18 protein-coding genes are annotated in these 23908 nt (G+C 58.7%); 5 read left to right on the top strand and 13 right to left on the bottom strand.

Features of this window, described 5'->3' with window-relative positions; translation table 11 throughout:
- The 3 genes from PKO02S_RS09310 to PKO02S_RS09300 are packed head-to-tail and all read left to right on the top strand — an operon-like array spanning nucleotide 1 to nucleotide 3895.
- A complete protein-coding gene (locus PKO02S_RS09310; protein WP_127581545.1) occupies nucleotides 1–1035 on the top strand; it encodes a FecCD family ABC transporter permease in 1035 nt (344 codons plus the stop codon).
- Between the two features lie 58 nt (nucleotides 1036–1093).
- Entirely contained in the window at nucleotides 1094–2809 is a 1716-nt protein-coding gene (locus PKO02S_RS09305; RefSeq protein WP_127581541.1) for an ABC transporter ATP-binding protein, read from the top strand.
- Between the two features lie 36 nt (nucleotides 2810–2845).
- Entirely contained in the window at nucleotides 2846–3895 is a 1050-nt protein-coding gene (locus tag PKO02S_RS09300; RefSeq protein WP_127581538.1) for an NAD(P)/FAD-dependent oxidoreductase, read from the top strand.
- A 158-nt stretch (nucleotides 3896–4053) separates the two neighbouring features.
- Here PKO02S_RS09300 and PKO02S_RS09295 read toward each other — a convergent pair whose 3' ends face one another.
- From PKO02S_RS09295 to PKO02S_RS09260, 8 genes are all read right to left on the bottom strand, one after another.
- Nucleotides 4054–5253: an AGE family epimerase/isomerase gene (locus tag PKO02S_RS09295; RefSeq protein ID WP_127581536.1), complete on the bottom strand. Its 1200-nt coding sequence runs from the start codon at nucleotides 5251–5253 to the stop codon at nucleotides 4054–4056.
- A complete protein-coding gene (locus tag PKO02S_RS09290; protein WP_127581533.1) occupies nucleotides 5250–6485 on the bottom strand; it encodes an N-acetylglucosamine-6-phosphate deacetylase in 1236 nt (411 codons plus the stop codon). The genes PKO02S_RS09295 and PKO02S_RS09290 overlap by 4 nt, the downstream gene beginning before the upstream one ends.
- Before the next feature lies 1 nt (nucleotide 6486).
- Complete coding sequence (locus PKO02S_RS09285; RefSeq protein ID WP_307720015.1) at nucleotides 6487–7245, bottom strand: glucosamine-6-phosphate deaminase; 759 nt, start codon at nucleotides 7243–7245, stop codon at nucleotides 6487–6489.
- A gap of 14 nt (nucleotides 7246–7259) precedes the next feature.
- Nucleotides 7260–8027 carry an SDR family NAD(P)-dependent oxidoreductase gene (locus tag PKO02S_RS09280; RefSeq protein ID WP_246066900.1) on the bottom strand — a complete coding sequence of 256 codons (768 nt, stop codon included), beginning with the start codon at nucleotides 8025–8027 and terminating at the stop codon, nucleotides 7260–7262.
- Complete coding sequence (locus tag PKO02S_RS09275) at nucleotides 8024–9271, bottom strand: enolase C-terminal domain-like protein (protein WP_127581527.1); 1248 nt, start codon at nucleotides 9269–9271, stop codon at nucleotides 8024–8026. Before PKO02S_RS09275 ends, PKO02S_RS09280 begins: the two co-directional genes overlap by 4 nt.
- 43 nt (nucleotides 9272–9314) lie before the next feature.
- Nucleotides 9315–10019, bottom strand: a complete 705-nt coding sequence (locus PKO02S_RS09270; RefSeq protein WP_127581524.1) for a GntR family transcriptional regulator — start codon at nucleotides 10017–10019, stop codon at nucleotides 9315–9317.
- A 345-nt stretch (nucleotides 10020–10364) separates the two neighbouring features.
- A complete protein-coding gene (locus PKO02S_RS09265; protein ID WP_127581521.1) occupies nucleotides 10365–10724 on the bottom strand; it encodes a cupin domain-containing protein in 360 nt (119 codons plus the stop codon).
- A 141-nt stretch (nucleotides 10725–10865) separates the two neighbouring features.
- Nucleotides 10866–11753, bottom strand: a complete 888-nt coding sequence (locus PKO02S_RS09260) for a helix-turn-helix transcriptional regulator (protein ID WP_164821359.1) — start codon at nucleotides 11751–11753, stop codon at nucleotides 10866–10868.
- 171 nt (nucleotides 11754–11924) lie between these two features.
- On the opposite strand from PKO02S_RS09260, the gene PKO02S_RS09255 reads away from it, so the two are divergent.
- Together PKO02S_RS09255 and PKO02S_RS09250 are read left to right on the top strand one after the other, a co-directional pair.
- Complete coding sequence (locus PKO02S_RS09255; RefSeq protein ID WP_127581515.1) at nucleotides 11925–15152, top strand: heparinase II/III domain-containing protein; 3228 nt, start codon at nucleotides 11925–11927, stop codon at nucleotides 15150–15152.
- A gap of 6 nt (nucleotides 15153–15158) precedes the next feature.
- The gene (locus PKO02S_RS09250; protein ID WP_127581513.1) at nucleotides 15159–16433 is read left to right on the top strand and encodes a neutral/alkaline non-lysosomal ceramidase N-terminal domain-containing protein; all 1275 of its coding nucleotides are present in this window, start codon (nucleotides 15159–15161) and stop codon (nucleotides 16431–16433) included.
- Nucleotides 16434–16703: 270 nt separating this feature from the next.
- Here the strand turns inward: PKO02S_RS09250 and PKO02S_RS09245 are convergent, their stop codons facing one another.
- The 5 genes from PKO02S_RS09245 to PKO02S_RS09225 form a co-directional block, all read right to left on the bottom strand.
- Nucleotides 16704–17513, bottom strand: a complete 810-nt coding sequence (locus tag PKO02S_RS09245) for a histidinol-phosphatase (protein WP_127581510.1) — start codon at nucleotides 17511–17513, stop codon at nucleotides 16704–16706.
- A 34-nt stretch (nucleotides 17514–17547) separates the two neighbouring features.
- The gene (locus tag PKO02S_RS09240; RefSeq protein WP_127581506.1) at nucleotides 17548–18426 is read right to left on the bottom strand and encodes a carbohydrate ABC transporter permease; all 879 of its coding nucleotides are present in this window, start codon (nucleotides 18424–18426) and stop codon (nucleotides 17548–17550) included.
- A gap of 13 nt (nucleotides 18427–18439) precedes the next feature.
- Nucleotides 18440–19396 carry an ABC transporter permease gene (locus PKO02S_RS09235; RefSeq protein ID WP_127581503.1) on the bottom strand — a complete coding sequence of 319 codons (957 nt, stop codon included), beginning with the start codon at nucleotides 19394–19396 and terminating at the stop codon, nucleotides 18440–18442.
- A gap of 68 nt (nucleotides 19397–19464) precedes the next feature.
- Nucleotides 19465–21120 carry an extracellular solute-binding protein gene (locus PKO02S_RS09230; protein WP_127581500.1) on the bottom strand — a complete coding sequence of 552 codons (1656 nt, stop codon included), beginning with the start codon at nucleotides 21118–21120 and terminating at the stop codon, nucleotides 19465–19467.
- A 220-nt stretch (nucleotides 21121–21340) separates the two neighbouring features.
- Nucleotides 21341–23605, bottom strand: coding sequence for a helix-turn-helix domain-containing protein (locus PKO02S_RS09225; RefSeq protein WP_127581497.1), 2265 nt, complete (start codon nucleotides 23603–23605; stop codon nucleotides 21341–21343).
- Nucleotides 23606–23908: the final 303 nt, after the last annotated feature.

Here is a 23908-nt window from a genome sequence, read left to right as displayed (position 1 = left end):
ATGGAGCAAGTGTCTTCTTCAGGGAGCGAGCGCAGCAAGAGAAAGCGCGGCATCATCGTGATGCTTGTGCTCGGCGCTCTTATCGCGCTCACTTTTCTGATCAGCATGAATATGGGCTACACCCGGCTTTCCCCATTGGATGTGCTTCATACGCTGTTGGGTGGGGGAACGGCTAAGCAGCACCTGATCCTGTTCGAATTTCGCCTGCCGCGCATCGTCATCTCGCTGCTGATCGGCGCCGGGCTGGCCGTATCGGGCTGCGTGATGCAAGGCATTTCACGCAATGCTCTGGCGGACCCGGGAATTCTGGGCATCAACGCCGGGGCCGGATTGATGGTTATCCTTTATATTGCATTTTTTCCCGTCGCTTCGGCGGCATCTGTATTTTTGCTGCCCTTGCTGGCCATGCTCGGCGCGGGATTGACGGCGACGCTCATTTTCAGCCTGTCGTACGAGCGGCATCGGGGCTTGTCGTCGACGCGCCTGCTGCTGACAGGCATCGCCGTTGCGGCAGGGATCAGCGCCGCGATGATTGTGCTGGCGCTGCGGCTGAGCCCGGAGCATTACCGGTTCGCGGCGACATGGCTGGCAGGCAGCATATGGGGGGCGAATTGGAAATTCGTGCTGGCCTTGCTGCCGTGGATTGCCGTGCTGCTGCCGGTTGTATTCTACAAAGCCCGGGTGCTGAACGTGTTGAATTTGGGCGAGGAGACGGCGATCGGACTCGGAGCGCCGGTGTCGAGGGAGCAGGCGAAGCTGCTCGCGGCCGCGGTCGGATTGGCGGCGTCCTGCGTGGCGGTAAGCGGGGGCATCGGCTTCGTCGGCTTGATCGTCCCGCATCTGGCGCGCCGTCTGGTCGGACCGAATCACGTGCGGCTGCTGCCGGTCTCGGCGTTGGTCGGAGCGCTGCTCGTTATTGCGGCGGATACGCTCGGACGTTGGATATTGCAGCCGTCGGAAATTCCGACCGGAATCGTCGTTGCCGTCCTTGGCGCACCTTATTTCCTGTACTTGCTGTCCAGGTCGAGAGCGTGACGCGCGACCGGCTGCCAATAATGGCTTCATAAATAGAGAGAAGGGGAGGAGGATATCGATGCTGCGCCGGTTTTATGCTTATTACCGTCCCTATAAGGGACTGTTTATTCTCGATTTCAGCTGCGCGATCTTCGCCGCTCTTCTGGATCTGGCTTTCCCGCTGGCCTTGAACCGGGTCGTGGACGATCTGCTGCCAAGCGGCAACTGGCTCTGGATCTTCTATGCCTGTCTTGGCCTGCTGGGCATCTACTTTGTCAGCGCCGCGCTGCATTACGTCGTCACGTATTGGGGCCACATGCTGGGCATCAACATTGAGACGGATATGCGCAAAAAGCTGTTCGAACGGGTGCAGAAGCTCTCGTTTGGCTTTTTCGACAACAACAAGACCGGACATCTCGTATCCCGGATGACGTCCGATCTGATGGACATCGGAGAAATCGCCCACCATGGGCCGGAGGATTTATTTATCGCCTGTATGACGCTCGTCGGCGCTTTCGGCATTATGCTGGGCATTAATTGGCAGCTTGCGGTGCTGACATTCGTCATCGTGCCGCTGATGATTTATTTGTCGCTGCATTTCGGCCGCAAAATGTCGGCTGCCTTCAAGCGCATGTTCGCCGACATCGCCGACTACAACGCCAGGGTCGAGAACAACATCAGCGGCATCCGCGTCGTGCAGGCGTTTGCCAACGAGCAGCACGAGATTGCCCGGTTCAAGGAAAACAACGACCGCTTTCGCCTGACTAAGCTGATTGCCTACCGCATCATGGCTTGGAACTCGTCGCTCAGCTTTATCCTGATGAAATTCGTCTCGCTGTTCGTCCTCGTATGCGGGACGTGGTTTGTCATCGAGGGAAAAATGACTTACGGCGAATTTATTGCCTTCATCATGCTGTCCACGGTATTCCTCGGTCCGATCAAACAGATCAACTCGGTGATCGAGACGTATCCCAAAGGAATTGCCGGATTCCGGAGATACTTGGAGCTGCTGGAAACCGAACCGGACGTGGCCGATGCGCCGGATGCCGTATCCGTGCGGGAGCTGAAGGGAGAAATTCGTTTCCATGATGTAGCCTTCGGCTACAAGAACAAAGAGGGCGTGCTGAAAGGCGTCAACTTGTCCATTCGGCCCGGCGAAACGGTTGCGCTTGTAGGCCCGTCAGGAGGGGGGAAAACGACGCTCTGCTCGCTGCTCCCTCGCTTCTATGATATCGACGAAGGCTCGATCACGATCGACGGCATCGATATACGCAAGATGACGCTGGATTCGCTTCGTTCGCATATCGGCATCGTACAGCAGGACGTGTTCCTGTTCGACGGCACGATCCGGGAAAATATCGCCTATGGCAGGCTGGACGCCACCGAAGCCGAAATCCGGGAGGCGGCGCGGCGCGCCCAATTGGAGGAGCTGATCGCCTCGCGGCCGGAAGGGCTGGATACGCTGATCGGGGAGCGGGGCGTGAAGCTGTCCGGCGGGCAGAAGCAGCGGCTCTCCATCGCGCGGATGTTCTTGAAAAATCCGCCCATTCTCATTCTGGATGAAGCGACATCGGCTTTGGATACCGAGACGGAAGCGGCGATTCAAACGGCGCTCGCGGAGCTGTCCCACGGACGGACGACGCTGGCGATCGCCCACCGTCTGGCGACGATCAAAAATGCGGATCGGATCGTCGTGGTGGCCGACCAGGGCATAGTCGAGCAAGGCAGTCATGAGGAACTCATATCGACCCAAGGCATCTACAGCCGACTGCATCAAGCCCAGTTTGGAGCCTAAGCGGGGAAATTCACATCAATGTCATTGGAGGCGACCATGAACGAGCCGTTGGAACTGTACGACTTGACGATTGTCGGTGGAGGCCCCGCCGGTCTGTACGCCGCATTCTACAGCGGGATGCGGGATATGAAGACGAAGCTGATCGAGGCGAAAGAGGAGCTCGGAGGCAAGCCGCGTATTTATCCGGAGAAAATGATATGGGATGTCGGGGGCGTCACGCCGATTCGCTGCGATCGGCTGATTGAGCAAATGATTCAGCAGGCGCTCACATTCGAGCCGACGGTCGTGCTGGGCCAGCAAATCAGCGGGCTGGAGCGGCAGGAAGACGGCACGCTGATCGTGACGGCGGAGACCGGCGAGCGGCATCATACCCGCACATTGATTTTGGCGATCGGGTACGGGGTGTTGAAGGTAGCGAAGCTGGAAATCGAAGGAGCCGACCGCTACGAGGTGACGAACTTGCACTATACGGTGCAGGAGCTGGAAGGATTCCGCGGCAAACGCGTGCTTATATCCGGAGGCGGGGATTCGGCCGTGGATTGGGCCAATGAGCTGGAGTCTATCGCTGCGCATGTGACCGTAGTGCACCGACGCGACAAATTCGGCGGACACGAGAAAAATGTGAGGCGGATGATGGAGTCATCCGTGGATGTCCGCACGCCGTACGCGCTGACTAATCTGTATGGTCAAGGAGACCGCATCGAATCGGTATCGATTGTGCAAGTCAATTCGGAAGGCGGCCTGACGGACAAGACGGAACGGCTGGAGGTGGACGCCGTGATCGTCAATCACGGACTCCGCGGCGATTTCGGCCGGATTGTCGACTGGGGGCTGGATATGGGGCCTTGGAAAATTAACGTAAACGAGAAGCTGGCCTCCAATTTGCCGGGCGTATTCGTCGCGGGGGATACGGCGAACCATCCGAGCAAGCTGAATTTGATTGCCGGCGCGTTCACGGACGCGGCGCTGGCGGTGAACAGCGCCAAGCTGTATCTGGAGCCGGAGGCGCCGAAGGTGGCGTACGTCTCCTCGCACAATGACCGGTTCAAGGAGAAGAACAAGGCGTTGGGCGTGGCCAATCCGTAAGCGCCCGTCGTCGTTGTCGGAGGAGAAGGAGCGGAACACGGAACAGGTTGGCGGAAAAGGAAACAAGCCGGGAGCAGCGCAGTGCGGAGAACGATTCCGACACGGTGCGGGATGCTCCCGGCTTGTTTCGTCAGGCGTCAGACGTCAGGCATAAGGCGTCAGGCGGGCGATTGCGCGGCGGCCAGACGGCGGAGCGTCTGAATCGCCAACAGCAATGCCCGCGGCAGATGGAACGGGTCCTTGACCGGCAGCGTGCTTACTACAGGCTCCATCGGCTCCCCGTAGCGGTCGAGATTTTGGCGCCATTCGCCGTGCTCGAGGTTCGGATAGCGGGCGAAGCTGTAGTCGTGCACCTGCCAGTACCAGTCCAGGCACCAGGACTCGCCGGACAGCTCGTAGGCGCGGAGCAGCGCGTAGAGCGTCTCGGTCGCCGGCCACCACACCTTGGAGTCGGGCTTGAACCAGGCCGGAGGGCCGCCGTCGAGGTGCCGCGCCAGGAAGATGCCGCCGTATTCGCTGTCCCAGCCTTTCTCGAGATTCCAGCGAATGACGTCGAGCGTCTGCCGGACGCGTTCGGGCTGCGAGTAGAGCGTGTAGATGCGCTCCAGAAACCACATGCTCTCAATCGCATGTCCTGGGATGTATGTGCGACCGGCATCGGTGGAGGCTAGCGTTCCGCCGGGCTGCACGTATTCGAACAGCACCCGCTCCTCGGGATGGACATGCTCAGTCATAATCGTTTCCGCCGCGCGGAGAGCTTCCTGCATGATGTCGTCCCGCTGTGTCAGCAGTCCGAGCTCGTAGAAGACAAGCGCGTAAATCATGAACGGGCCGTGAGCCTGCAAGCCTTCGGGGATCGGCAGCGGGGCGGTCGGCAGCGTCTTGTGGTCGTAGAGCAGCGGCAGGACGCGGGCGTAGTTGTCCAGCGCGATCTGCAGCGCTTCGGCGGAGCCGGTCGCCCGCGCGTATTCCGTCATCCCATAGGTGACGAAGGCGTCTACGTAGATGCTCGTCGTCGGATCGGCGATACGGCCGTCTTCATGGATGCGGAACACCCAGGCTCCATCGTTGTTGCGGCCATGCTTGAAGAGCAACCGGGCGATACCGTGGGCGGTTTCCAGCCATTTCGGATCTTGGTCCAAGTAGTTGTGGATCGCGGAAAACGTCCAGAGTGCGCGGCCTTGCGACCAAATGATTTTGTCGGTGGAGATGACGGCGCCGTCGTCGCGGATGATATTATTGATGCCGCCGTGCCGATCGTCGATTGCATGTTTCAGCCAGAATGGCATCACTTGCTCGAACAGATGCTTCTCGTAAAATCCGAGCAGCTCCGACCATGACATCCGCTGCGTGTTCATGGGTTGGTCTCCTTTCCAGGTGCAGACTCGTACAAAAGCTGTCCATTCTTGTACACGGTCTTGATCGAGATGGAGCGGCCGTCCCAGTGGAACAGCGTCAGATCGGCCGGGACCCCGACGGACAGCCCTGCGGATAAGCCGCTAATGCCGGCAAACTCGGCCGGATAACAAGAAGCCCGATTCCAGGCTTCGGCCAGCGGGCACAGCCCGGAGCGCGCCAGATGGGCGATGCCGGCGGGAAGCATCTGCGCCGAACCGGCCAAGTAGCGCTCGTTCTCGGCCATATGCAGCTTGCCGCTCGGCTGCAGCACCACCTCACCGCCGATATGCGTGAGGTAGCGGCCCGGAGGCATGCCGGCCAAGTGGGCGGCATCGCTCACGAGGAAGGCGCGCGGTCCCTTGATCCGCAGCGCCACCTTCAAGAACGCCTCCGGGAGATGAAACCCGTCCGCGATCAAGCTGGCCCACAGCCCGTCCTCGGCGAGCTGGTCCCAGATGTAGTTCGGATGCCGCGGCAAGGTGAGATGGGCGGCGTTGCCCAGGTGCGTCGACAGTGTCGCGCCCGCATGCACCGCCCGGCGAATCTGCTCCGACGTCGCGGCCGTATGGCCGATCGCCACGCGAATTCCGGCGCTCACACAGCGGCGGATGAACGGCTCGGCGCCGTCCCATTCGGGCGACAGCGTGAGGAGCCGGATCCGGCCGCCGGCCGCTTCTTGCCACCGCTCGAGCTGCTCCCAGTCTGGCGGACACACGTAGTCGGCCCTATGCGCGCCGCGCGGTCCGTCCTGCGGCGAGATGTACGGGCCTTCCAGGTGGAAGCCCGGCATGCACGCGGTGGCGAGCGGGTCCGCTTCGCAGACGGCGGCCAGCGTCCGCAGCAGGGCGGTCGTATGCGCGTCGCTGTTGGTGATAATCGTCGGATAGAACGAGGTGACGCCTTCCGCCGCCACCAGCCGCACCAACCGGCTGACTTGCTCCCGCTCGAGCGGGAGCGTGTTCAGGTCGATGCCTCCGTAGCCGTTGATCTGCAAATCGACCAAACCCGGGCCGAGGAAGGGGAGAGGGGAGCGAGCGGTTAGTGCCGCCACGTCCGCACTCGAGCCCATCCCTTCGTCGATGTCCGCCCCGGCTTCGATTTTCGCGATTCGCCCCGATTCAAGCTGCAGCCGAACCGGTTCACCGGTCTCGTAATGCCGGCCTTTTATCGTAATCCGTTCGCTCGTACTCATATCAGCGTTCGCCCAACCCGTATGAAGCCGCATCGAGATACAGCGTACAGTGCGGGTGCTTCCGGATGATCGTCGCGGGACATTCGGTTGAGATCGACCCGTCAAGCGTACGGTGCACCGCTTTCGTCTTGGTTGGTCCGGGGACGATGCCGAAGGCGTAAGTGCCCGACATCAACGAAGGTACCGTCAGCGTAATCGCGTGCGTAGGTACGTCCTCCAGCGTCTCGAAGCAGCGGTCGTTCACCTGCTGCTGTCGGCAGACGGCGTCGATCTCGACGATTTTCACTCGCAGGGGGTCCTCGAAATCCGCCACAGGCGGGTCATTGAACGCGATATGGCCGTTCTCGCCGATGCCCAGGCAGACGATGTCCATCGTCGCCTCAGACAGCAGACCAGCGTAACGCCGACATTCCTGCTTCGGATCCGGGGCGGTCCCGTCGATAACATGGTAGCGCCCCGGTTGAACGCGGCGTACAAGGCGCTCGCGCAAATAGTGGGAGAACGAGTGGGAATCCTCCGCCGAGATGCCGATGTATTCATCCATGTGGAAAAGGGTCACGCGCGACCAATCGATGCCCGACGCCTCGGCGAGCGTATCCATCAGCTCGTTCTGCGACGGAGCCGAGCCGAGAATGATCCGGACCTCCGGCTGCCGCGCGAGCAGCTCGCGCAGCTTGGACGCGACGGCCGTACCGGCGGCAAACCCCATCTGACCGCGTGTCTCGTAAACTTGAACCTGAAGCGAATCTACTAATTCCAATCGAAGAAGTGTCATCATACGTACCCGTTGGCGAGCCAGCCGCCGTCCACTTTCAGAATCGTTCCCGTCACATAGTCCGAGTCGGAGCTGGCGAGGAATACCGCCGGCCCGACCAGGTCGTCCACCTCGCCAAGCCGACCCGCAGGGATACGCGCGACCATTCGCTCCGGCTTGTGAACGCCTCTCGCGATCAAATCTTGCACGATCTCCGTGCGGATAAAGCCCGGGCTGATCGCATTCACTTGAATGCCGTGTTCCGCCCATTCCACCGCCAAGTTCTGCGTCAGCTGCATGACGCCGCCTTTGCTGGCCGCATAAGCGGCCCGCTCGGGAATCGCCGCATGGGCGACGATCGAAGTGATGTTGATGATCTTGCCGCCTCGGCCGGCTTCGATCATATGCGCGCCAACCTGCCGGCAGCAGAGGAACGTGCCGTCGAGATTGATGCGCAAGCATTTGTGCCAATTGTCGAGCGACAGCGACTCCGAAGGCGACACCATCGTGATGCCCGCGCAGTTGGCGAGGATGTCGATCTTGCCGTAGGTTTGCAGCGCAAGCTCGACCATCCTCCGCACATCGTCCTCGCTGCCCACATCCGCCGCCACCGAAATCGCAGAGGAGGAGGTGTGCTCGCGAATCCACCGCTCTTGAACCTGCAGCTGCTCCAGCGTCCGGCTGACGAGGACGACGTCGGCGCCTTCCGCGGCGAAGCCTCTGGCCATAGCGCCGCCGATCCCGCGGCCGCTGCCGGTGACGAGGGCGATTTTTCCTTTTAGCCTCACGCGCGTCCACCTCCAGCAGTAGTTGTCGATTCGGGCGAAGCCCAACGGTCGTTCGGCACGAGGGGGAACCAGTCCGGACGGGCCGGATCCCGGTCGTACGGATAGCCACCTAACTCACGGTACAGCTCGGCGTACTCGGCCAGCTTCTCGCGATCCAGCTCCACACCCAATCCGGGTCCGTCAGGCACGCGAATCGCGCCGTTTTCATACCCCATTTTCCCGCCGACGATCAAATCGTCCACCAGATGGTGATAGTGCGCATCCGCCGCAAACGCCAAATTCGGCACGACGGCCCCCAGATGAAGCATCGTAGCCAGCTGAATGCCGAGCTCGCCGGAGGAATGGACGGCAATGCCGTACTGGAACGTCTCGCAGACGCCGGCCGCCTTGATGCAGGGACGAATGCCGCCCCAGAACGTCGTGTCCAGCAGGATGACGTCGATCGCCGGATCGAGAATGTTGGCCGCCAGCTGCTCGAAATTGACCACGACTGTATTCGTCGCTGTTGGAATCCGAACCATGGAACGCACACGCCGCATTCCGTTCAAGCCCCAAGTCGGATCCTCGAAATAATCGTTGTTCAATCCTTCAATTGCCTGTCCGAACCGAATCGAATCCTCGACGCTCAGTGCCGCGTTCGGGTCGTAGCGCAGCCGGTCCTTCGGAAACGTTTCTGCCAGCGCCTTGTAGCACTCGAGCTCATAATCCGGATGAAACACGCCGCCCTTCAGCTTGTGAGTCGTGAAGCCGTACTTCTCCTTCAGCTCGCGGCAATGCTCCACCAACTGCTCGACAGTTCGCACTTCGCCCAGCCCGCTTTTCTCATGAGGATGGCGAAAAAACAAGTAGCTGGCAAACGGAACCGCATCACGTACGCGTCCGCCGAGCAGCTGAGATACCGACACGCCCAGCTTCTTGCCCATAATGTCTAAGCAAGCGAACTCAATCGCAGCATGCAGCTGCGTCCGGTTGTTGTACAGGCTCGCCGTCGGGTTGCAAATTTTGTACCGCAGCTCTTCGAGCTGGAACGGATCATGGCCGATCAGGTACGACTTCAAGCCATTGAACGCCGCCTGCGCGCTTTCGCCGCCGCCGCCCATTTCCCCCAAGCCGGTAATGCCTTCATCGGTCTCCACTTCCACGATCGTACGGACGAAGCGGCCCCAGTGCGCGCCATTGCTGTGCCGAAGCGGCGCCTCTAGCGGTACGGTGACGGTTGTTGCCTTGATGTTCGAAATTTTCATTGCGACAGAACTCCTCCCATGGGTATCGTGCAGCGCTCTACATCTAGTCGGTAAAATAGTGCGAAAATGCCTCCCGCAAGCTCGGCAGCTCGGTATTCAACTGGCCGAAATGCTGCTCCAATAGCCGTACTGTCGCGGTCTCGTCTTTCGACTCGATGGCGGCGAACAGCTGCTCATGCTCGGCCAGCACCCGGTGCATATCGTGGAATTGCTTCAGCGCGAGATAGCGAAGCCGATTCAGATGCGCCCGCATGTGGTAAATAACGTTCAACAGCGTGCTGTTGCCTGTCAGCTCCAGGAGCATCCGGTGAAACGCCTCGTCGAGGCGCAGAAATTCGGTGATGTCCTCCCTGGCGGCAGCCGCGCGCTGCTCCTCGAGCAGCTGGACGATTGCCTCCTTCTGGGTGCGGTGCACCTCCGCCTGCCAGACGCGGGCGGCGATGCGGAACGCGCCTTGTTCCAGCTGCTCGCGGATAAACCGCGTCTCCGTTACCTTGCGCTCGGAGATGTAGGCGATGCGCGTGCCCTTCTGCGGCAGCACGTCGAGCAGCTCCTCGCCGACGAGCAGCCGGATCGCTTCGCGGATCGGCGTGCGGCTCACGCCAAGCGTCTCGGCGAGCTCGTTCTCGTAGATCATCTGGCCAGGCTCCAGCTTGAGCGAGACGATCGCTTCGCGAATCGAGTCGTACACCTGCGAGCCGAGCGATTTTCTAGGCAGCTGCGGCGGCAGCGGGGATAACGATGACATGCGGCTTGTTCCTCCTTTGCTTCGGTAGTGTATGGGTGGACTGCTTGTGATTCGAGTATACTTGTGTACTTGTATACAAGTCAATGGAGTTTTGGTTCTATCCCCATCATTTTGATACAAAAAAACGCTTCCGTTAGGTTCCTCCAAATAAGGGCTCCAGTGTCCGGATACTTGGCGAAGTTGATCGTTTTGCAGCAAATAAGGTCCCTGGTGTCCACCAAATTTTCCGGTTAAAGCCGCACTCTGTACGACGAAACCTGGGTCCTACTAACAGCAACCCAAAAAGCGGCTCCTCGGTCCGGTAGACCAAGAAGCCGCTCTTTCTGCAGAAGCGTCGCGCTTAACTTAATGATGAGACTCGTATACTTGCCCCGGAATCCGATCCGGCCAGTTGCAGACGCAAATATATTCGAAATCGACATCCGAAACGCAAGTAGCTTGATGAACCACATTCCGCGGAATGTAGACGACGTCGCCCTTTTCCACCTCGTGCGTTTCCTCGCCCAGTCTGAGCTTCGCCTTGCCGCCTAGTACGATATACACTTCTTCTTCATCGTCATGCATGCCCTCCGACGTGGACTGTCCCGGCTTCACTCTGACATAATTGCTGGAGATCGTTTCCGCCTCCGCCTCCTCCAGGAACGTGACGCCTTCTCCTTCATACCCCGACAGCGTAGAGATCTTCTTGACGAATGCTTTAATCATCCTGCTTCCTCCTGTCCCTTTTGAAAGGATCTTTGATTTACACGCTAATTATAGCGAAGGAAGCGGTCCGGCAAAACGAGCTGGAGAGACACGTTTTCTCCGTTCATGTCCGTCCGTACAGGCTGATGGGCATACCCTTGCCTACTTTGAACTCTTGTTGCTGGCTTTCCGGTACGCTTGCGGAGATTGGCCGATCTTCTTCTTGAAAATGCTGCAGAACAGCGCCGGAGAGGCAAAACCAAGCTGGTCGGAAATCGCCGTGATCGTATGATCGGTCGTCCGCAATCTCTTTTTGCCTTCCTCCACGCGGGTATCATGAAGCTTTTGCTGGAACGTCGTGTTGTACATTTGCTTCAGGATCCGGCTCGTCTGACGAGCGCTCAGATGAAGCTCCGTCGCCAGCTCCTCCAAGGTCAGCTCGGACTCGTATCGGTCGAAAAAAGCGTCGATGACCAAGCTTCGACTGTCATCCGGCACGCGTCTCGGCAGTTGATAGCCGGAACGAATTGTAGGGGCGCCGGCACGGAGCAGTTGGATCATGATTTGATTGAAGTAGGATTGCAGATTGGAGTAATAGCCAAGCGCCGGCTGCTCGATTTCCCGATTGATGCGGTCCAGCAGCTCGTTGCTGCCCGTATCCGGCGCGTAGAAGAAGCCGATCTGGGATAGGGCGCTCTTCAAGCTCACTTCCTCGCTCGCGGGGAAGGAATCGTCGTAGTCGTGCTCCTCGACCCAGTCGAACCGAATCGTGTATTTGCTCAGCAATCGCTGCCGATCCAGAACGATCGAGTGGTAGACGCCAGGCGGAATGACATAGAAGTGACCGCTCTGGAGCTCGATTTCCTCCTGTTCCAGCAGCAGCCTTCCGCATCCCTCGACAATGAAATGCACCTCGAAGTTGGAATGGTTGTGCTGGTTGAAAAAACGGGGAGCGGTTGTGGCGCGGAAGGAATCGTCCAAATAAATATCGAACCGCAGCCGGCCGATTCTCGTTCTGATGTTGTACGTCTCCGGGGATTCTTGATGCAATGCGGCCGCCCACCTTTCAGCTCGACTCACTCCTAGTTATATTATAACAACCTTTGCTGCTGACGGACATCGTCCGTTATTTCATGTCCTTGATTAGGCTGACCAGCCTGACATTTTTCCCCTATAATGAAAGAGTACCTTAGCAACCATTGAATCCAGGGAGAGCGAACGATGACGTGGAGCAAAAGGAAGAGCACGATCTACACGGAAGCTAAAAAGGCAGCAGCCCGGCAAAATATCGTCAAGTATGAATGGGCGCAGCGGCTTCGGGACGAGGCAGTGGAGATTGCCGAGCCGTATGTGGAAGCGGGCTGGGAGCGATTGTGGCAATCGATCCCGCCTTACACGCTGCCTCGCAGCTATGGCGTCAACCAGAAGCGGGGGAGCATCGTTACCGGTCTTACCTTGAATCAATTCGGCAATTACCCGTATCGGGCCGATCCGCTCGGACGTCCGTGGAAGCTGTTCGATCCGTCCTGCAGCATGTGGTTTCCGACGAACGATTTCGAAGCCTACTACAAGAGCGGGCTGGATGCTCACGGGCTTTTCCGCCCGAAGCTGGCCGATCGTTCCTTGCTGGTCAACACGCTGTATCCGGAGCGGGGACCGGAGTGGGGTGTGGACGACGGCTTCGGCTGGATCGATTCGGAAGGCCATGTGTTTACGTTTATTGCCCACTACATCCATATGTTTCTCTGGTATGGGGGAGACAACTGCCTCGTTACGGTTGGGCTGAAGGCGCTGAAGGAAGCTTACCTCTACACGGGAGATCTGAAGTATGCCCGAGCGGGAATCGTTTTGCTTGATCGCATCGCGGACGTGTACCCGGCTCTTGATACCTCGCTGCACAATCCGCAGGTTTTTTTGGTTTGTGACGGGGGGACGCCGGAGGGAAAAGGGAAAGCGACGGGCTCCATCTGGGAGACGTTTGTGATCAAAGAGCTGCTGTATGCCTATGATGCTTTCCTGCCGGAGCTGGATAATCCCGAGACGATTGCGTTCTTGAGCGAAAAGGCGGCGGTCTGTCAGCTGGATGTCGACAAGAGCAACGGGGAAACGATCCGCCTTCACATGGAGCAATCGATCGTTCGGCAAGTGTACCCGGCTATCCGGAACGGTCAAATTCTCGGCAATACGGGCATGCATGAGCGTGCCGCCGCACTGGCGGCCGTCGTGCTGGATTCGCCGCCGGAGACGGTGGAATGGCTTGATTTTGTTTTTCAGCCGAATGAAGCGGGGGACGGCATCAGGCAAGCCTTAGTGGACAAGGTCGACCGCGACGGGCATGGCGATGAATCCGCGCCTTCGTACAACTCGCTCTGGCTCGATTCGTTTGCGGAGCTGGCTGAGCTGCTCGAGGATTGCCGGCACTATAACCAAGGGGTTCTCTGGAACCATGTCAAATTCAAAAAGATGTTCGACAGCTTTATCCCGCTCGTTATGTTAGGCCGTTATACGCCTTCGATCGGCGATTCCGGGACGACTGGACAGCCTGGTCTGGTCGGGCATTCCGCCCGCCTGCTGGTGAAGGCGTTCGAGAAGTACGGCGACCCGATCTACGCGCAAGCCGCCTATTTGTTCGGCGGGAATTCGTGGGATAAGGTGCACGGAGGCATTTTCCAAGCGGATCAGGACGGACTGATTGCGCGTATGAAGGCGGCCGTGGCCGCTCAAGGGCCATTGACTCTGCCGAGCACGAATCTGAGCGGCTACGGGTTGGCGGCGCTGCGGGATGACGGGGAGCCGCACGGGCAAGGGACATGGAGCGGGCATGGGCAAGGTAACGGGCTGGCGCAAGGGGGTGGGCAAAAGGGTTGGCAAAGTCACGAGGACGGGCGTGGGAACGAGCAATTCCAACGCACCCTGTGGATGTATTATGGGCAATCGGACGGACACGGCCATGCCGACACGCTGAACATCGGCCTGTATGCGTACGGCTTGGATTTGATGCCGGATCTCGGATATCCGGAATTTGCGGACAAACGGGACATGCATCGATTCCATTGGGTGCGCAATACGATCAGCCACAATACCGTTATGGTGGATCGGCGGCAGCAGGCGGTACAGCGGGTGGCGATCCCGCTTCACTACGACGATTGCGGGCGGGTGAAGCTGATCGATGTGGAAGCGCCTAAGGCGTATCCGCATGTGCGTCGATACCGCCGGACGACGGCGATGATCCGTATCGATGACCGCGATTCGTATGCGATCGATCTGTTCCGCGTCGCAGGCGGGCGGGAGCATCACTTCAGCTTTCACGGGCCGGAGGGAGCAGTTGCGACGGAAGGGCTCGCATGCGTGGAGCAACCCGGCGGGACGCTGGCGGGGGCCGATGTGCCCTACGGCGAACGCGCGGACGACATCGCCGGACCCGGGTACAAGGGGCACGGGCTGCATTACTTGCAGCGGGTGGAGCGCGATGTGGCGCCGCCGGAGCAGTTCAGCCTCGATTGGACGGCGGTCGATACATGGCATGTCCATGACGCTGCCGTTGCCGTTGCTGACGCCACTGACGCCACTGTCGCCGCTGTCGCTGCTGATGTTCGCGCCGGTGCTGCTGTTACCACTGACGCTGCCGATTCCCACGGCGCTGCCGACCCGGCTGTCGCCGGGCCGATCCATCTTCGGCTGACGATGCTAGGCGCCTACGACGAGGTCGCTCTCGCCGACGGCGTCCCGCCGCGCAACAAACCCGGCAACCCCGCCAGCTTGCGCTATGCGATCGTTCGCCGCGGCGACGGCGAGGAAGAGCTGGATTCGCTGTTCCTGTCGGTGATCGAGCCGTATAGGAAGGAGCGGCGTATCGTTTCGATTGCAGCCGTTACGGCGGAGCGCGATTCCTACGGTGGAGGTGATCGGTCGGAGGCCGCTGCAGTCAAACTCGTGCTGGATAACGGCAGGACAGATTATGTAGTGTGCTCCACAGATCCGGACAGCATTTACTGGATTGACGGCAAGTTTGCGTTCCGCGGGTTTTTCGGCGTTTATGCGGAGGAGAGCGAGGGGCCGGTGTACGGCTATTTGCATGACGGCGATCTTCTGGGGCCTTTATCCGAACCGCTTCTTCGTCCGACAAAAGGGCGGTTGGAAGGGACTGTTGTCGATTTTACGAGGCAGCTGTCCATGCAAAATGAAATCACGGTCCAGATGGAGCTGCAAGGCTCCCTTCCAAGCGAGCTGATCGGAGTCAGTCTGTACGTGCAAGGCGATGGCGAAGGGAATGCCGTGTATACCATTCAAGGTTTTACTAGTATAGGAGAAGGCTTATATCGGCTCGATATCGGAGATTCCACGCTGATTCGGCGTTATAGGGAAGACAAGGCTCGAGAATTTATATACGACATCAGCGTTGGCGATGCGGTGGTCATTCCGCTGTCGCACAGCTGGGAGAAGGAGTGAGGGAACATGAAATTTGGTATGGCGCGGGACTTGATTACACCGGATATCGCGATGACGATGTCGGGATACGGCTCCTTTTACGGAAACACTTATCAGGGTGTGCACGACGATTTGTATGTGAAAGCGCTTTGGATGAATGACGGGAAACAGAGCGTGCTGCTCATCACCCTGGATTTGCTGTTCCACGACACGGAGCTGACCCGCTCGATCCAGCAGTACGCGCAAGAACGGTATTCCATTGCACCGGACAACGTTATTTTGTCCTATACGCATACGCACTCGGGTCCGGCCGTCCGCGGCTACGACCTGGGGCAGCATTCGGACTATTACGAAGCGTTTTTGTTGGAGCGGATCAAATCCTGCATCAACCGGGTGTTTCACAACACGTTCAGCGGGACGCTGTCTTATGGTTCCGTAGAGGGAGAATGGAATATCAACCGCCGCCTGAAGGTGGATGGCCAGTTCGAGAATCGCCCGAACCCGGAAGGCATCACGGACAATACGGTCCATATGCTGAAAATAACCGACGAAGCCGGCCAGCCGAGAGGCGTGCTGCTCAATTATGCGTGCCATCCGGTCACGATCCGGGATACGCCATACTTGTCGACGGATTTCCCGGGGCGGATCGGCCAGCTTCTGGAGGCTCGTCTGTTCGGGTTGACGTCGCTCTTTTTCCAAGGCGCAGGCGGCAACAGTCGTCCGATGGTGACGGCGAGTCACGGCGATTTTATTACTTGCACCTTCGACGAGATCGATGCGATGTCCACGGTGATGGCGAACAAAATTGCGCACGCGCTCGGCTTCGGCATCTTCGAACCGATCGAGCTGCAGCTCGCGGCCCGGCAATTCGAGATGGCGATCCCGCTCGAGCCGTTCGCCAAGGAAGTGTTCGAGGAAGCGGTAGCGAATGAGAGCAACATTCCCCTGATTCGCACGACGGCCGCTCAAGTGGTGGAGCACTACGATCAGATGGCAGACCACATGATGCTGCAGGGCGGCATCATCCGCTTGAGCGAGCAAGTGTACATAGCCGCGCTTGGCGGAGAACCTTGCGTCGAGGTGAAGCTGAATATCGCCCAAGCGTTTCCCGACAAAAAGCTGCTGTTTATCGGCTACATGGACAGCACCGCTTACATCCCTAGCGATAAGATTGTCGAGGAGGGCGGCTATGAAGCGGAAGGCTCCGTCATCGAGTACGGCTTGAAGGGGAAAATCGCGGTAGGCATTGACCGCGTCATTCTGGATGCGTTTCGCAAGCAGTTGGACTTGCTGGAGCCTTAACAATAGCGTTATGAAATCACCTTATTTTACTCGGAACCCGGGATTGGCGGAAAATAGCGTTACGGGATCACCTTATTCGTAGGAAGCTCAGGCATCCGGGGCGGTTTCGGGGGAAATAGCGTTACGCCATCAGCTTATTTTTCGGCGAAACCGCCATTCGAGACTAATAGCGCTATGGCATCACCTTATGGAAACACCTCAACCACACAGAAGCCTAAAAGGACGGCCTCCCGGATCATCAAAGCGATGACCCGGGAGGCCGTCCTTGCCTTACCGCACCAGCGGGACCAGCTCCCGCCGGCGGTTGCGGAAGGTGGCGAGCTGCCGCACTCCGATCGCGTGCAAGTAGTCGACGACCGGCTCCCAGTCGTACAGCAGCTGGTCGGGGCTATGCGCGTCCGAGCCGAACGTGAAGCGCACGCCCGCGCGATGCAGCCGCTCCAGCAGGTCGGTGGAGGGGAACCACTCGCGAGCAGGCTTGCGCGCTCCCGACGTGTTCACCTCCACGGCTATATCCGCGTCCGCGATGATGCGAACCGTTTCGTCCCACAGCTCGGTGAGCGGGTCCGCGGGAACGACCCCCAATCCTTTGACCGCATCCAGATGTCCGAGGATATCGAACACCCCGCAACGCGCCGCCTCCTGCACCAGCCGGATATACAGGGTGAACGTCCGCAGCGGATCGGCATCCGCCGCTTCCCAGCGCGTGCGGTTGAATACATGCAAACCTTCGAAGTAATGCACCGACCCGATCACATAATCGAGCGGGTACCCCGCATAAATCCCCCGGTACCGCTCCATCCACCCCGGCATGTAATCGGACTCCACGCCGATCCGGATATCGATCCGGCCGGCGTATTCGTCGCGCAGCGCCAGCATCTCCTCCACGTACCGCGGGAACTCGGACCGCGCCATCGTCATGCCGGGGGACGGGTGATCGTCCTCCAGGAAAAACAGCGGGCTGTGGTCTGACAGCCCGAGCTGGGTGACGCCGGCGGCCAACGCCGCCTCGATCATGTCGCGCATCGTGCCCTGCGCGTGCCCGCACCGCTCGTGATGCGTATGATAATCCAGCCTCATGTCCGCACGCTCCTCCCCATCGTCACCTGCACACTCATCCTTTGATCGCCCCAATCATAACGCCTTGCACAAAATATTTTTGCAGGAACGGATAGATGCACAAAATCGGCAAGGTGGATACGATGATAATCGCGTATTTCACTTGCATGATGGCCAAACTTTTCTCCTCGCTCATCAGAATCGAATCGGCCAAGCTCTGCGTATTCTCCACAAGCACCTTGACGAGATACAGCTGCAGCGGCTGGAGCTCCTTGCTAGGCAAATAAATCAAGGCGCTGAAGTAGCTGTTCCAATGCTCCACGGCGTAGAACAGGATCAGCACCGCGACGATCGGCATGGACAGCGGGGTCACAATCCTCCACAGGATGCCCATGTCGTTGGCTCCGTCGAGCTTCGCCGATTCGATCAGCGTGTCCGGAATCGATTCGAAGAATGTTCGGGCTATAATGACGTACCAGACGCCTACGGCGCCCAGCAGCAGCAAAATCCAGCGGGTGTCGTACAAGCCCAGCTTGTTGATCAGAATGAATGTGGGGATGATGCCCCCCTTGAACAGCATCGTGAAGACGATGAACAGCGTCAGGGGTACCCGGATGACGAAGCTTCGGCGCGACAGCGGGTACGCGAGCAGGATGGTCACGACAACGTTAATGACAGTCCCGACGACCGTGTAGAAAATCGTGTTCGCATAGGCCCTCCACAGGTCGGGATTGTCGGCTACCAGCTTGTAGGATTGCAGCGAGAAGCCTTTCGGCCAAAGCCACACCTCCTGCTTCGCGGCGGAGAGCGGGTCGCTGATCGACATGCTGAACACGAAGATGAGGGGGTACAGGCAAATGCCGATGACGCCGAGCATCAACACGGTAATCACGACATCCGCCCAATTCCCTCCGGCAATACGTTTAGTAGTCATGGCGAGCTCCTTCTTACCATAGCGAGATGGCCGTCCATTTTCTCGCCAGCCGGTTGAAGGTGACGATCAGAACGCAGTTGATGACCGCATTCATCAGGTCGACCGCAGCGGCGAAGCTGAATTCGCCCCCGACTAGTCCGATCCGGTAGACGTATGTGGAAATAACGTCCGCAACATCGTAGGTGGCGGGATTGTAGAGCAGTATAATTTTCTCGAACCCTACGCTCATCATGCGGCCCAGCTGCAGGATCAGCAGGATGACGATCGTCGAGGCGAGCCCGGGCAGCGTCACATGGAGCATCTGCTTCCAACGGCCGGCGCCGTCGATCTTGGCCGCTTCGTACAGCTGGGGATCGATGGCGGCGATGGCGGCCAAGTAGAGGATCGAGTTGTAGCCGAAGCTGGCCCAAATGTCGGTGCCGATGTAGATCGTGCGGAACCAGTCCGCCTCGCTCAGGAAGTTGATCCGATCGAAGCCGAGCACATCGAGCAGCGCATTTACGATGCCGCTGTTAGGCGACAGGAACGTCACGGTCATTCCGACAATGACGACGACGGAGATGAAATGCGGCATATAGCTCACCGATTGGATGAAGCGCTTGAACGCCTGGCGCCTCACTTCATTCAGCAGCAGGGCGAAGATGATCGGAATCGGGAACCCCCACAGCAAATTGTACAGGTTCAGCAAAAGCACATTTTTGATCAAGCGAAACGCATAAATGGAGTTGAAAAATTCCTCGAACCATTGCAGACCGACCCATCGGCTGTCCCAGATCCCCCTGCTCGGGGAGAAATCCTTGAACGCCATCAGGATGCCGTACATCGGGGCGTAGTGGAAAATCAGGAAATACAGAATGGCCGGGACCGTCATCAGCAGCAAGTACTTGTCCCGAATCCACAGCTTGCGGTACCGGCTCCAACCGGATTCCGGCTTCGTGAGCGGAGACAAGTTGCGAGTGTCGGTTATCATGGAGCGCTTCTCTCCTTAGGGAAGGGCGGCGCGGGCCAGAATGACGCAACCCGTCGCCGCCGCTTGGCTTAGTTGGCTGCCTTATTCGCCATCAGTCGGTCGTATTGGGCTTGACGCACGGCCAGCACGTCGGCGATGCCGATGTCCTTGATCTTCTGCGTGAAGCTGTCCCATTTGTCGATCGGCTCCTGGCCGAGAATGAACTTGGCGACCATTTCATCTTTGTATGTGGAAATTTCTGTAAGCTTGCGGTTCAATTTGGTGAACTCTTCTTCCGTAGGAATGGCGAACTCCACGACCGGCACGATGTAAGGCTCCACGAGCTTGGCTCTTTCGGTCAGCACGTCGTCCGTCAGCTTGAGCATCGACACGTATTCCTTCTTCATCACCAGGCTGTTCAGCTGCCAGGCGCCGATCGAGCGGATCGCTTCCACCGGTCCGAGACCGTTCGGGTTCTTCACCACGAAGTCCGTAAAGACCGGCTTTCCATCCTTCATCGTATACGATTTGCCTTCCACCCCAAGCGTGGCGCGTTTGGAATTCTCCATGCTGTAGATGACGTAATCCAGCCAGCGGAAAGCGATTTCGGCGTTTTTGGATTCTTTGTTGATGACGGCATTGCCGTTGGCGAGCCAAGTCGTCTCGATATGGCCCTTGTATCCGTTCGGCCCGGCCGGAGGCTTCGTCATCAGCCACTGCGGATTGGCTTCGCCGGATTCCTTCAGCTTGTTGTTCCACAGGGTGTTGGATTCCTGCCAGGCCAAGGCGGCGCCGGACAAGCTGCGGATGATCTTGGACGTCAGCTGATCCTTGTTGTTGACGGCGAACTCCATGTCGAGCAGCCCTTCCTTGATCAGCTTGTTCAGGAACACGACCATTTCCTTCGCCTTCGGATCGAGCCACTCGTATTGAATCTTGCCTTTGGCATCCGGGTAGTAGCCGTCGCTCGTGCGCAGATGCAAGCCCCAGGCGTTGCCCCAATAGTACAGCTGCGAGACGCCGTTGTAGTTGGTCATCGGGATTTCGTCGGCTTTGCCGTTGCCGTTCGGATCTTTGTCTTTAAACGCTTTCAGAACGTTGTACCAATCGTCGATCGTGTTAGGCTCCTTCAGCCCCAGCTTATCGAGCCAGTCCTTGCGGATCAGCCAGCCGTATGGTCCAGCGGCGACCTCCTCGTCCCGTGTGCCCGAGAGATGGTACGTCTTGCCTTCGGGCGTCTTCATCAGCGCGGGGAGCAGCGGCTTCTGCTTGAACACCTCCGCGGCGTTCTGTCCGTATTTCTGCAACAGATCGTCGAGCGGGAGGAGCAGGCCGTCCTTGCCGTATTTGTACATATCGAAGGATGTGAACATAATGTCGGGCAAATTCGTCCGGGCCGCCATCCTCGTCTGCAAGGCTGTCTGGTATTGGCTGTTCGGGGTGACGTCCCACTTGATCTTGACCCCCGTTACTTTCTCGATCTCTTGCCACACGGGCAAGTTCTGCGTCAGGCTCGCCGCCGCGAACGGATTGTCCGCGATCGCTACTGTCAGGGTGACCGAGCCGTCGGTTACGATCGGCATCGGGTTTTTCGGTCCCGAGGCTGCAGACGGTTTGACCTCAGCCGTCGGGGAAGCAGCCGGTGCAGAAGAAGCGCTCGGGTTGTCGGTTGAAGACGTGCAGCCTGCGGCTGCGATCGAGCATGCCAGCACTGCGCTCAGCGCGGTTGCGCTTTTTTTGTTCATGGAAAGAAACCCTCCTTATCGATTTACCAGTTCCAGGCGTTCTGCCACTCCGTCGATGACACCGTCCCCATTCTCTCTCGGCGCTCCGGAACGCCATGGCTTGGGGCCGGCAACCCGGACTCGAGCTCCGGATGCCCTTAGTATAGTGGGCCCTAGCGGCGAGGGTCTACGAACAATGCTTGTTGCCCGCCATTCAAAAATTGTCTTCGCCGCTCCCGGCTCAGGGAGCTCCTTTATATTGGCTTGGGGTGACGCCCATATATTTCTTGAACAGCCGGCGAAACGTAATATCGTTGTCGAAGCCGACCTTGTGCGCGATCTGCAGGATAGTCGCCTCCCCCGTCAGATGACGTTTGGAAGCCTCGATTCTGCAACGGTTGACGTAGTCGACGAAGTTGGTGCCGGTCTGCGTTTTGAAGTAACGGCTCAAGTAGGAGGACGAGATGCCGAACTTGTCGGCGACGGCGGTCAAGGACAAATTTTGATCGGTATAATGCGTCTCCAAGTAAGCTCTCAGCTCCCGAATCAGATGATCGTTGCGCTCCAGCCTGGCTTCATCGGCGAGCCGGACAGCCTCCTCGTACAGCCGCCGGATCGCTTCCAGCATGGCGTCGAGCTCGTCCTGCTGGAGCAGCTCGTTCCAGTTCACCGCCGGCAGCTCCGCGATATTGAGCTCCTCCAGCGCTACAAGCGCGACGGTCGCTACCCGGTAGCACAGGAAGCGGATGCTGTCGAGCGGCAGCCGGTATGTCTGGACCTCCGCGAGCACGATGCGATGCGCTTTCTCGACGGCAAGCGCGGCTTGGCCGTTCCTGATCGCGGCGATCAACTCATGCTCTTCCTGAATCGCCGCTTTCCAGTACACCGCCTCGGAGAACCGTTCCGCATACAGCGTCGAGCCTTCCGCTTGAATGAACCGGTACTCTAGCGCGCGGCAAGCTTCGGCATAGGAGAGATGAAGCTCGCTCAGACGTCTGGTCAGCCTGCCGACCCCGATGGCGCGGTACGCCACGGACATGCTGAGCAGTCCTTCGCCGATGCCGGCGATCGCCTCCTCCGCAGCGGACAAGCTCTCGGCGCTCAGGATGACCGCCTTCGTCTTGCCGTCCAGCTCGACCCAATAGTGGGTGACGAGGCTCGGGTCGAGCTTGCTCTTCAAGAGCTCCTGCAGCGTATCGGGCACAAGCTGCTCCTCGCTGAGCAGCAGCACGATACATCGGTAGTACTCGTGAGGAAAGGAGAGGTCCAGCAGCTCCAGCGTACCGGCCGTCTCCGCATGCCCCTTCTCGTCCCGGAGCAGCTTGGCGAGACAAGTATTCCGCGCGAACGGCTTATACAGCATAATCTCATTCTCGTTGCGGTCGGCATCTTTCAGCATCGTATAGATGGCGCTCTCCACGACCCGGAACTCGTTGTTCTCCTGCTCGGCCCCGGGCCTGCGGGAGCGGACGAGGTCCATGATTTGCCGGATCGGCCGGTAATCGCGGCTTGCCAGCATATAGGAGACGGTTATCCCGACGATCAGATAGAACAAGATGAGTGCGCCTGCCACGAGCCGGATGCTTTTCAGCTGGGCCGTGAGCGTGCTGGTCGGAACGATCAGCTGATATGTCCAGCCGTTGGCGCCTTCCTCGGATTGATAGAGGGTGTAGGCCGCTCCGTCGGCGGTCCGCAAGGCGCTTACCCGCGAAGTCGCTGGTGTTCCGTTCTGGAGATGCTCCAGCAATGCCGCGCGGATGGCAGGATTGTCGCGATACCCGGTGACGGGTCGGCCTTCGCGGTCGGTAATATAGACGCTGCCGTTCGATTGGACCAGAGCGGATTTGCCGAGCATGTCCTGAATCGTTTCCTCCTTGATGAACAGCAGCAAGGTCGCCTGGAAATTGGAGTCGCCCGGCGGCAGCGCGTGCATGTAAGTGAGCATGCGCTTCGATTGGTTCAAGACGCTCATTTCCTCCACCGGCAGCATCGTCCGGTTGTTCAGCCGCTCCAGCATGCCGCTCCAGTCGGAGGCCGCGAGCCGCTTGTATCGAACCAGGTCGGAGAAAAACCGTTCCCGGTTGTCTTTGCCGACAGTGGAGATGATCGTGTCCTTGCCTCGGAAGTCGACAGCCATCTCATCAATGAAAGGATAAGTAGCCTGGAAGATGCGCAGCTCCTGAATAATATTGAGCAGCAGTCCGATATCGAGACGGTCGTAGCCGAGATTGCCTCCTTCCATGTTCATCAGCTTGGTCGCCCAAGGGAAGTAGGAGAGCTGAACGGCGAACGTATCCAACACCTGAAAATTCCGGTTCAGCTCGGCGCGTATATCCGCTGCAATTCCGCTGTACGTGCCGTGTGTCTCGTTTTCCATCGCATGGGTCAGCCAGTAGTAGGAGGCGAGTCCGAACAAGATCATGGGCAGCGTGATGATGAGAATGTAGGAGTAGAGCACTTTGACGAAAACGGAGCCGGATCGGTCCCGAAAAAAGAGTGATTTCATGTCGTTCCCCCCGCTATTGCGATTTCTATATGGATGATGTGGATCGGGCTGCGCGTGGATAGCGTTTTCAGCAATCTATTCCATGCGCAAGCAGCGATTCCTGCCCGGCTCAAGTCCGTTTCGGCAAAAAAAGGAGCGACCGGCGAAAGGGATAAAATTTATATGACGTTCATCAATTTTTGTTCGTTGACCCGATGGAGGGTGCAGACTCATGATGAACTTGCGAGGCGCGGTTCGGTCCTAAGCCCAGCGAGAGAAGGGGGGCGATGCAGGCGGCTCGGAGGAGCCGATGCACCATTTCAT

Origin of the sequence: Paenibacillus koleovorans NBRC 103111, from assembly GCF_004000845.1 — a bacterium.
Lineage (GTDB): Bacteria > Bacillota > Bacilli > Paenibacillales > NBRC-103111 > Paenibacillus_AA > Paenibacillus_AA koleovorans.
Note: the sequence above shows the minus strand (reverse complement) of the source record. Positions and strands in the feature narration are given on the sequence as shown.

Bases quoted from the DNA above. Each gene is read 5' to 3' on its own strand.
- PKO02S_RS09235 (WP_127581503.1), bottom strand. From the start codon at position 19,396: ATGATAACCGACACTCGCAACTTGTCTCCGCTCACGAAGCCGGAATCC.
- PKO02S_RS09300 (WP_127581538.1), top strand. From the start codon at position 2,846: ATGAACGAGCCGTTGGAACTGTACGACTTGACGATTGTCGGTGGAGGC.
- PKO02S_RS09255 (WP_127581515.1), top strand. From the start codon at position 11,925: ATGACGTGGAGCAAAAGGAAGAGCACGATCTACACGGAAGCTAAAAAG.
- PKO02S_RS09290 (WP_127581533.1), bottom strand. From the start codon at position 6,485: ATGAGTACGAGCGAACGGATTACGATAAAAGGCCGGCATTACGAGACC.
- PKO02S_RS09295 (WP_127581536.1), bottom strand. From the start codon at position 5,253: ATGAACACGCAGCGGATGTCATGGTCGGAGCTGCTCGGATTTTACGAG.
- PKO02S_RS09245 (WP_127581510.1), bottom strand. From the start codon at position 17,513: ATGAGGCTGGATTATCATACGCATCACGAGCGGTGCGGGCACGCGCAG.
- PKO02S_RS09225 (WP_127581497.1), bottom strand. From the start codon at position 23,605: ATGAAATCACTCTTTTTTCGGGACCGATCCGGCTCCGTTTTCGTCAAA.
- PKO02S_RS09305 (WP_127581541.1), top strand. From the start codon at position 1,094: ATGCTGCGCCGGTTTTATGCTTATTACCGTCCCTATAAGGGACTGTTT.
- PKO02S_RS09310 (WP_127581545.1), top strand. From the start codon at position 1: ATGGAGCAAGTGTCTTCTTCAGGGAGCGAGCGCAGCAAGAGAAAGCGC.
- PKO02S_RS09275 (WP_127581527.1), bottom strand. From the start codon at position 9,271: ATGAAAATTTCGAACATCAAGGCAACAACCGTCACCGTACCGCTAGAG.
- PKO02S_RS09250 (WP_127581513.1), top strand. From the start codon at position 15,159: ATGAAATTTGGTATGGCGCGGGACTTGATTACACCGGATATCGCGATG.
- PKO02S_RS09230 (WP_127581500.1), bottom strand. From the start codon at position 21,120: ATGAACAAAAAAAGCGCAACCGCGCTGAGCGCAGTGCTGGCATGCTCG.
- PKO02S_RS09265 (WP_127581521.1), bottom strand. From the start codon at position 10,724: ATGATTAAAGCATTCGTCAAGAAGATCTCTACGCTGTCGGGGTATGAA.
- PKO02S_RS09270 (WP_127581524.1), bottom strand. From the start codon at position 10,019: ATGTCATCGTTATCCCCGCTGCCGCCGCAGCTGCCTAGAAAATCGCTC.
- PKO02S_RS09240 (WP_127581506.1), bottom strand. From the start codon at position 18,426: ATGACTACTAAACGTATTGCCGGAGGGAATTGGGCGGATGTCGTGATT.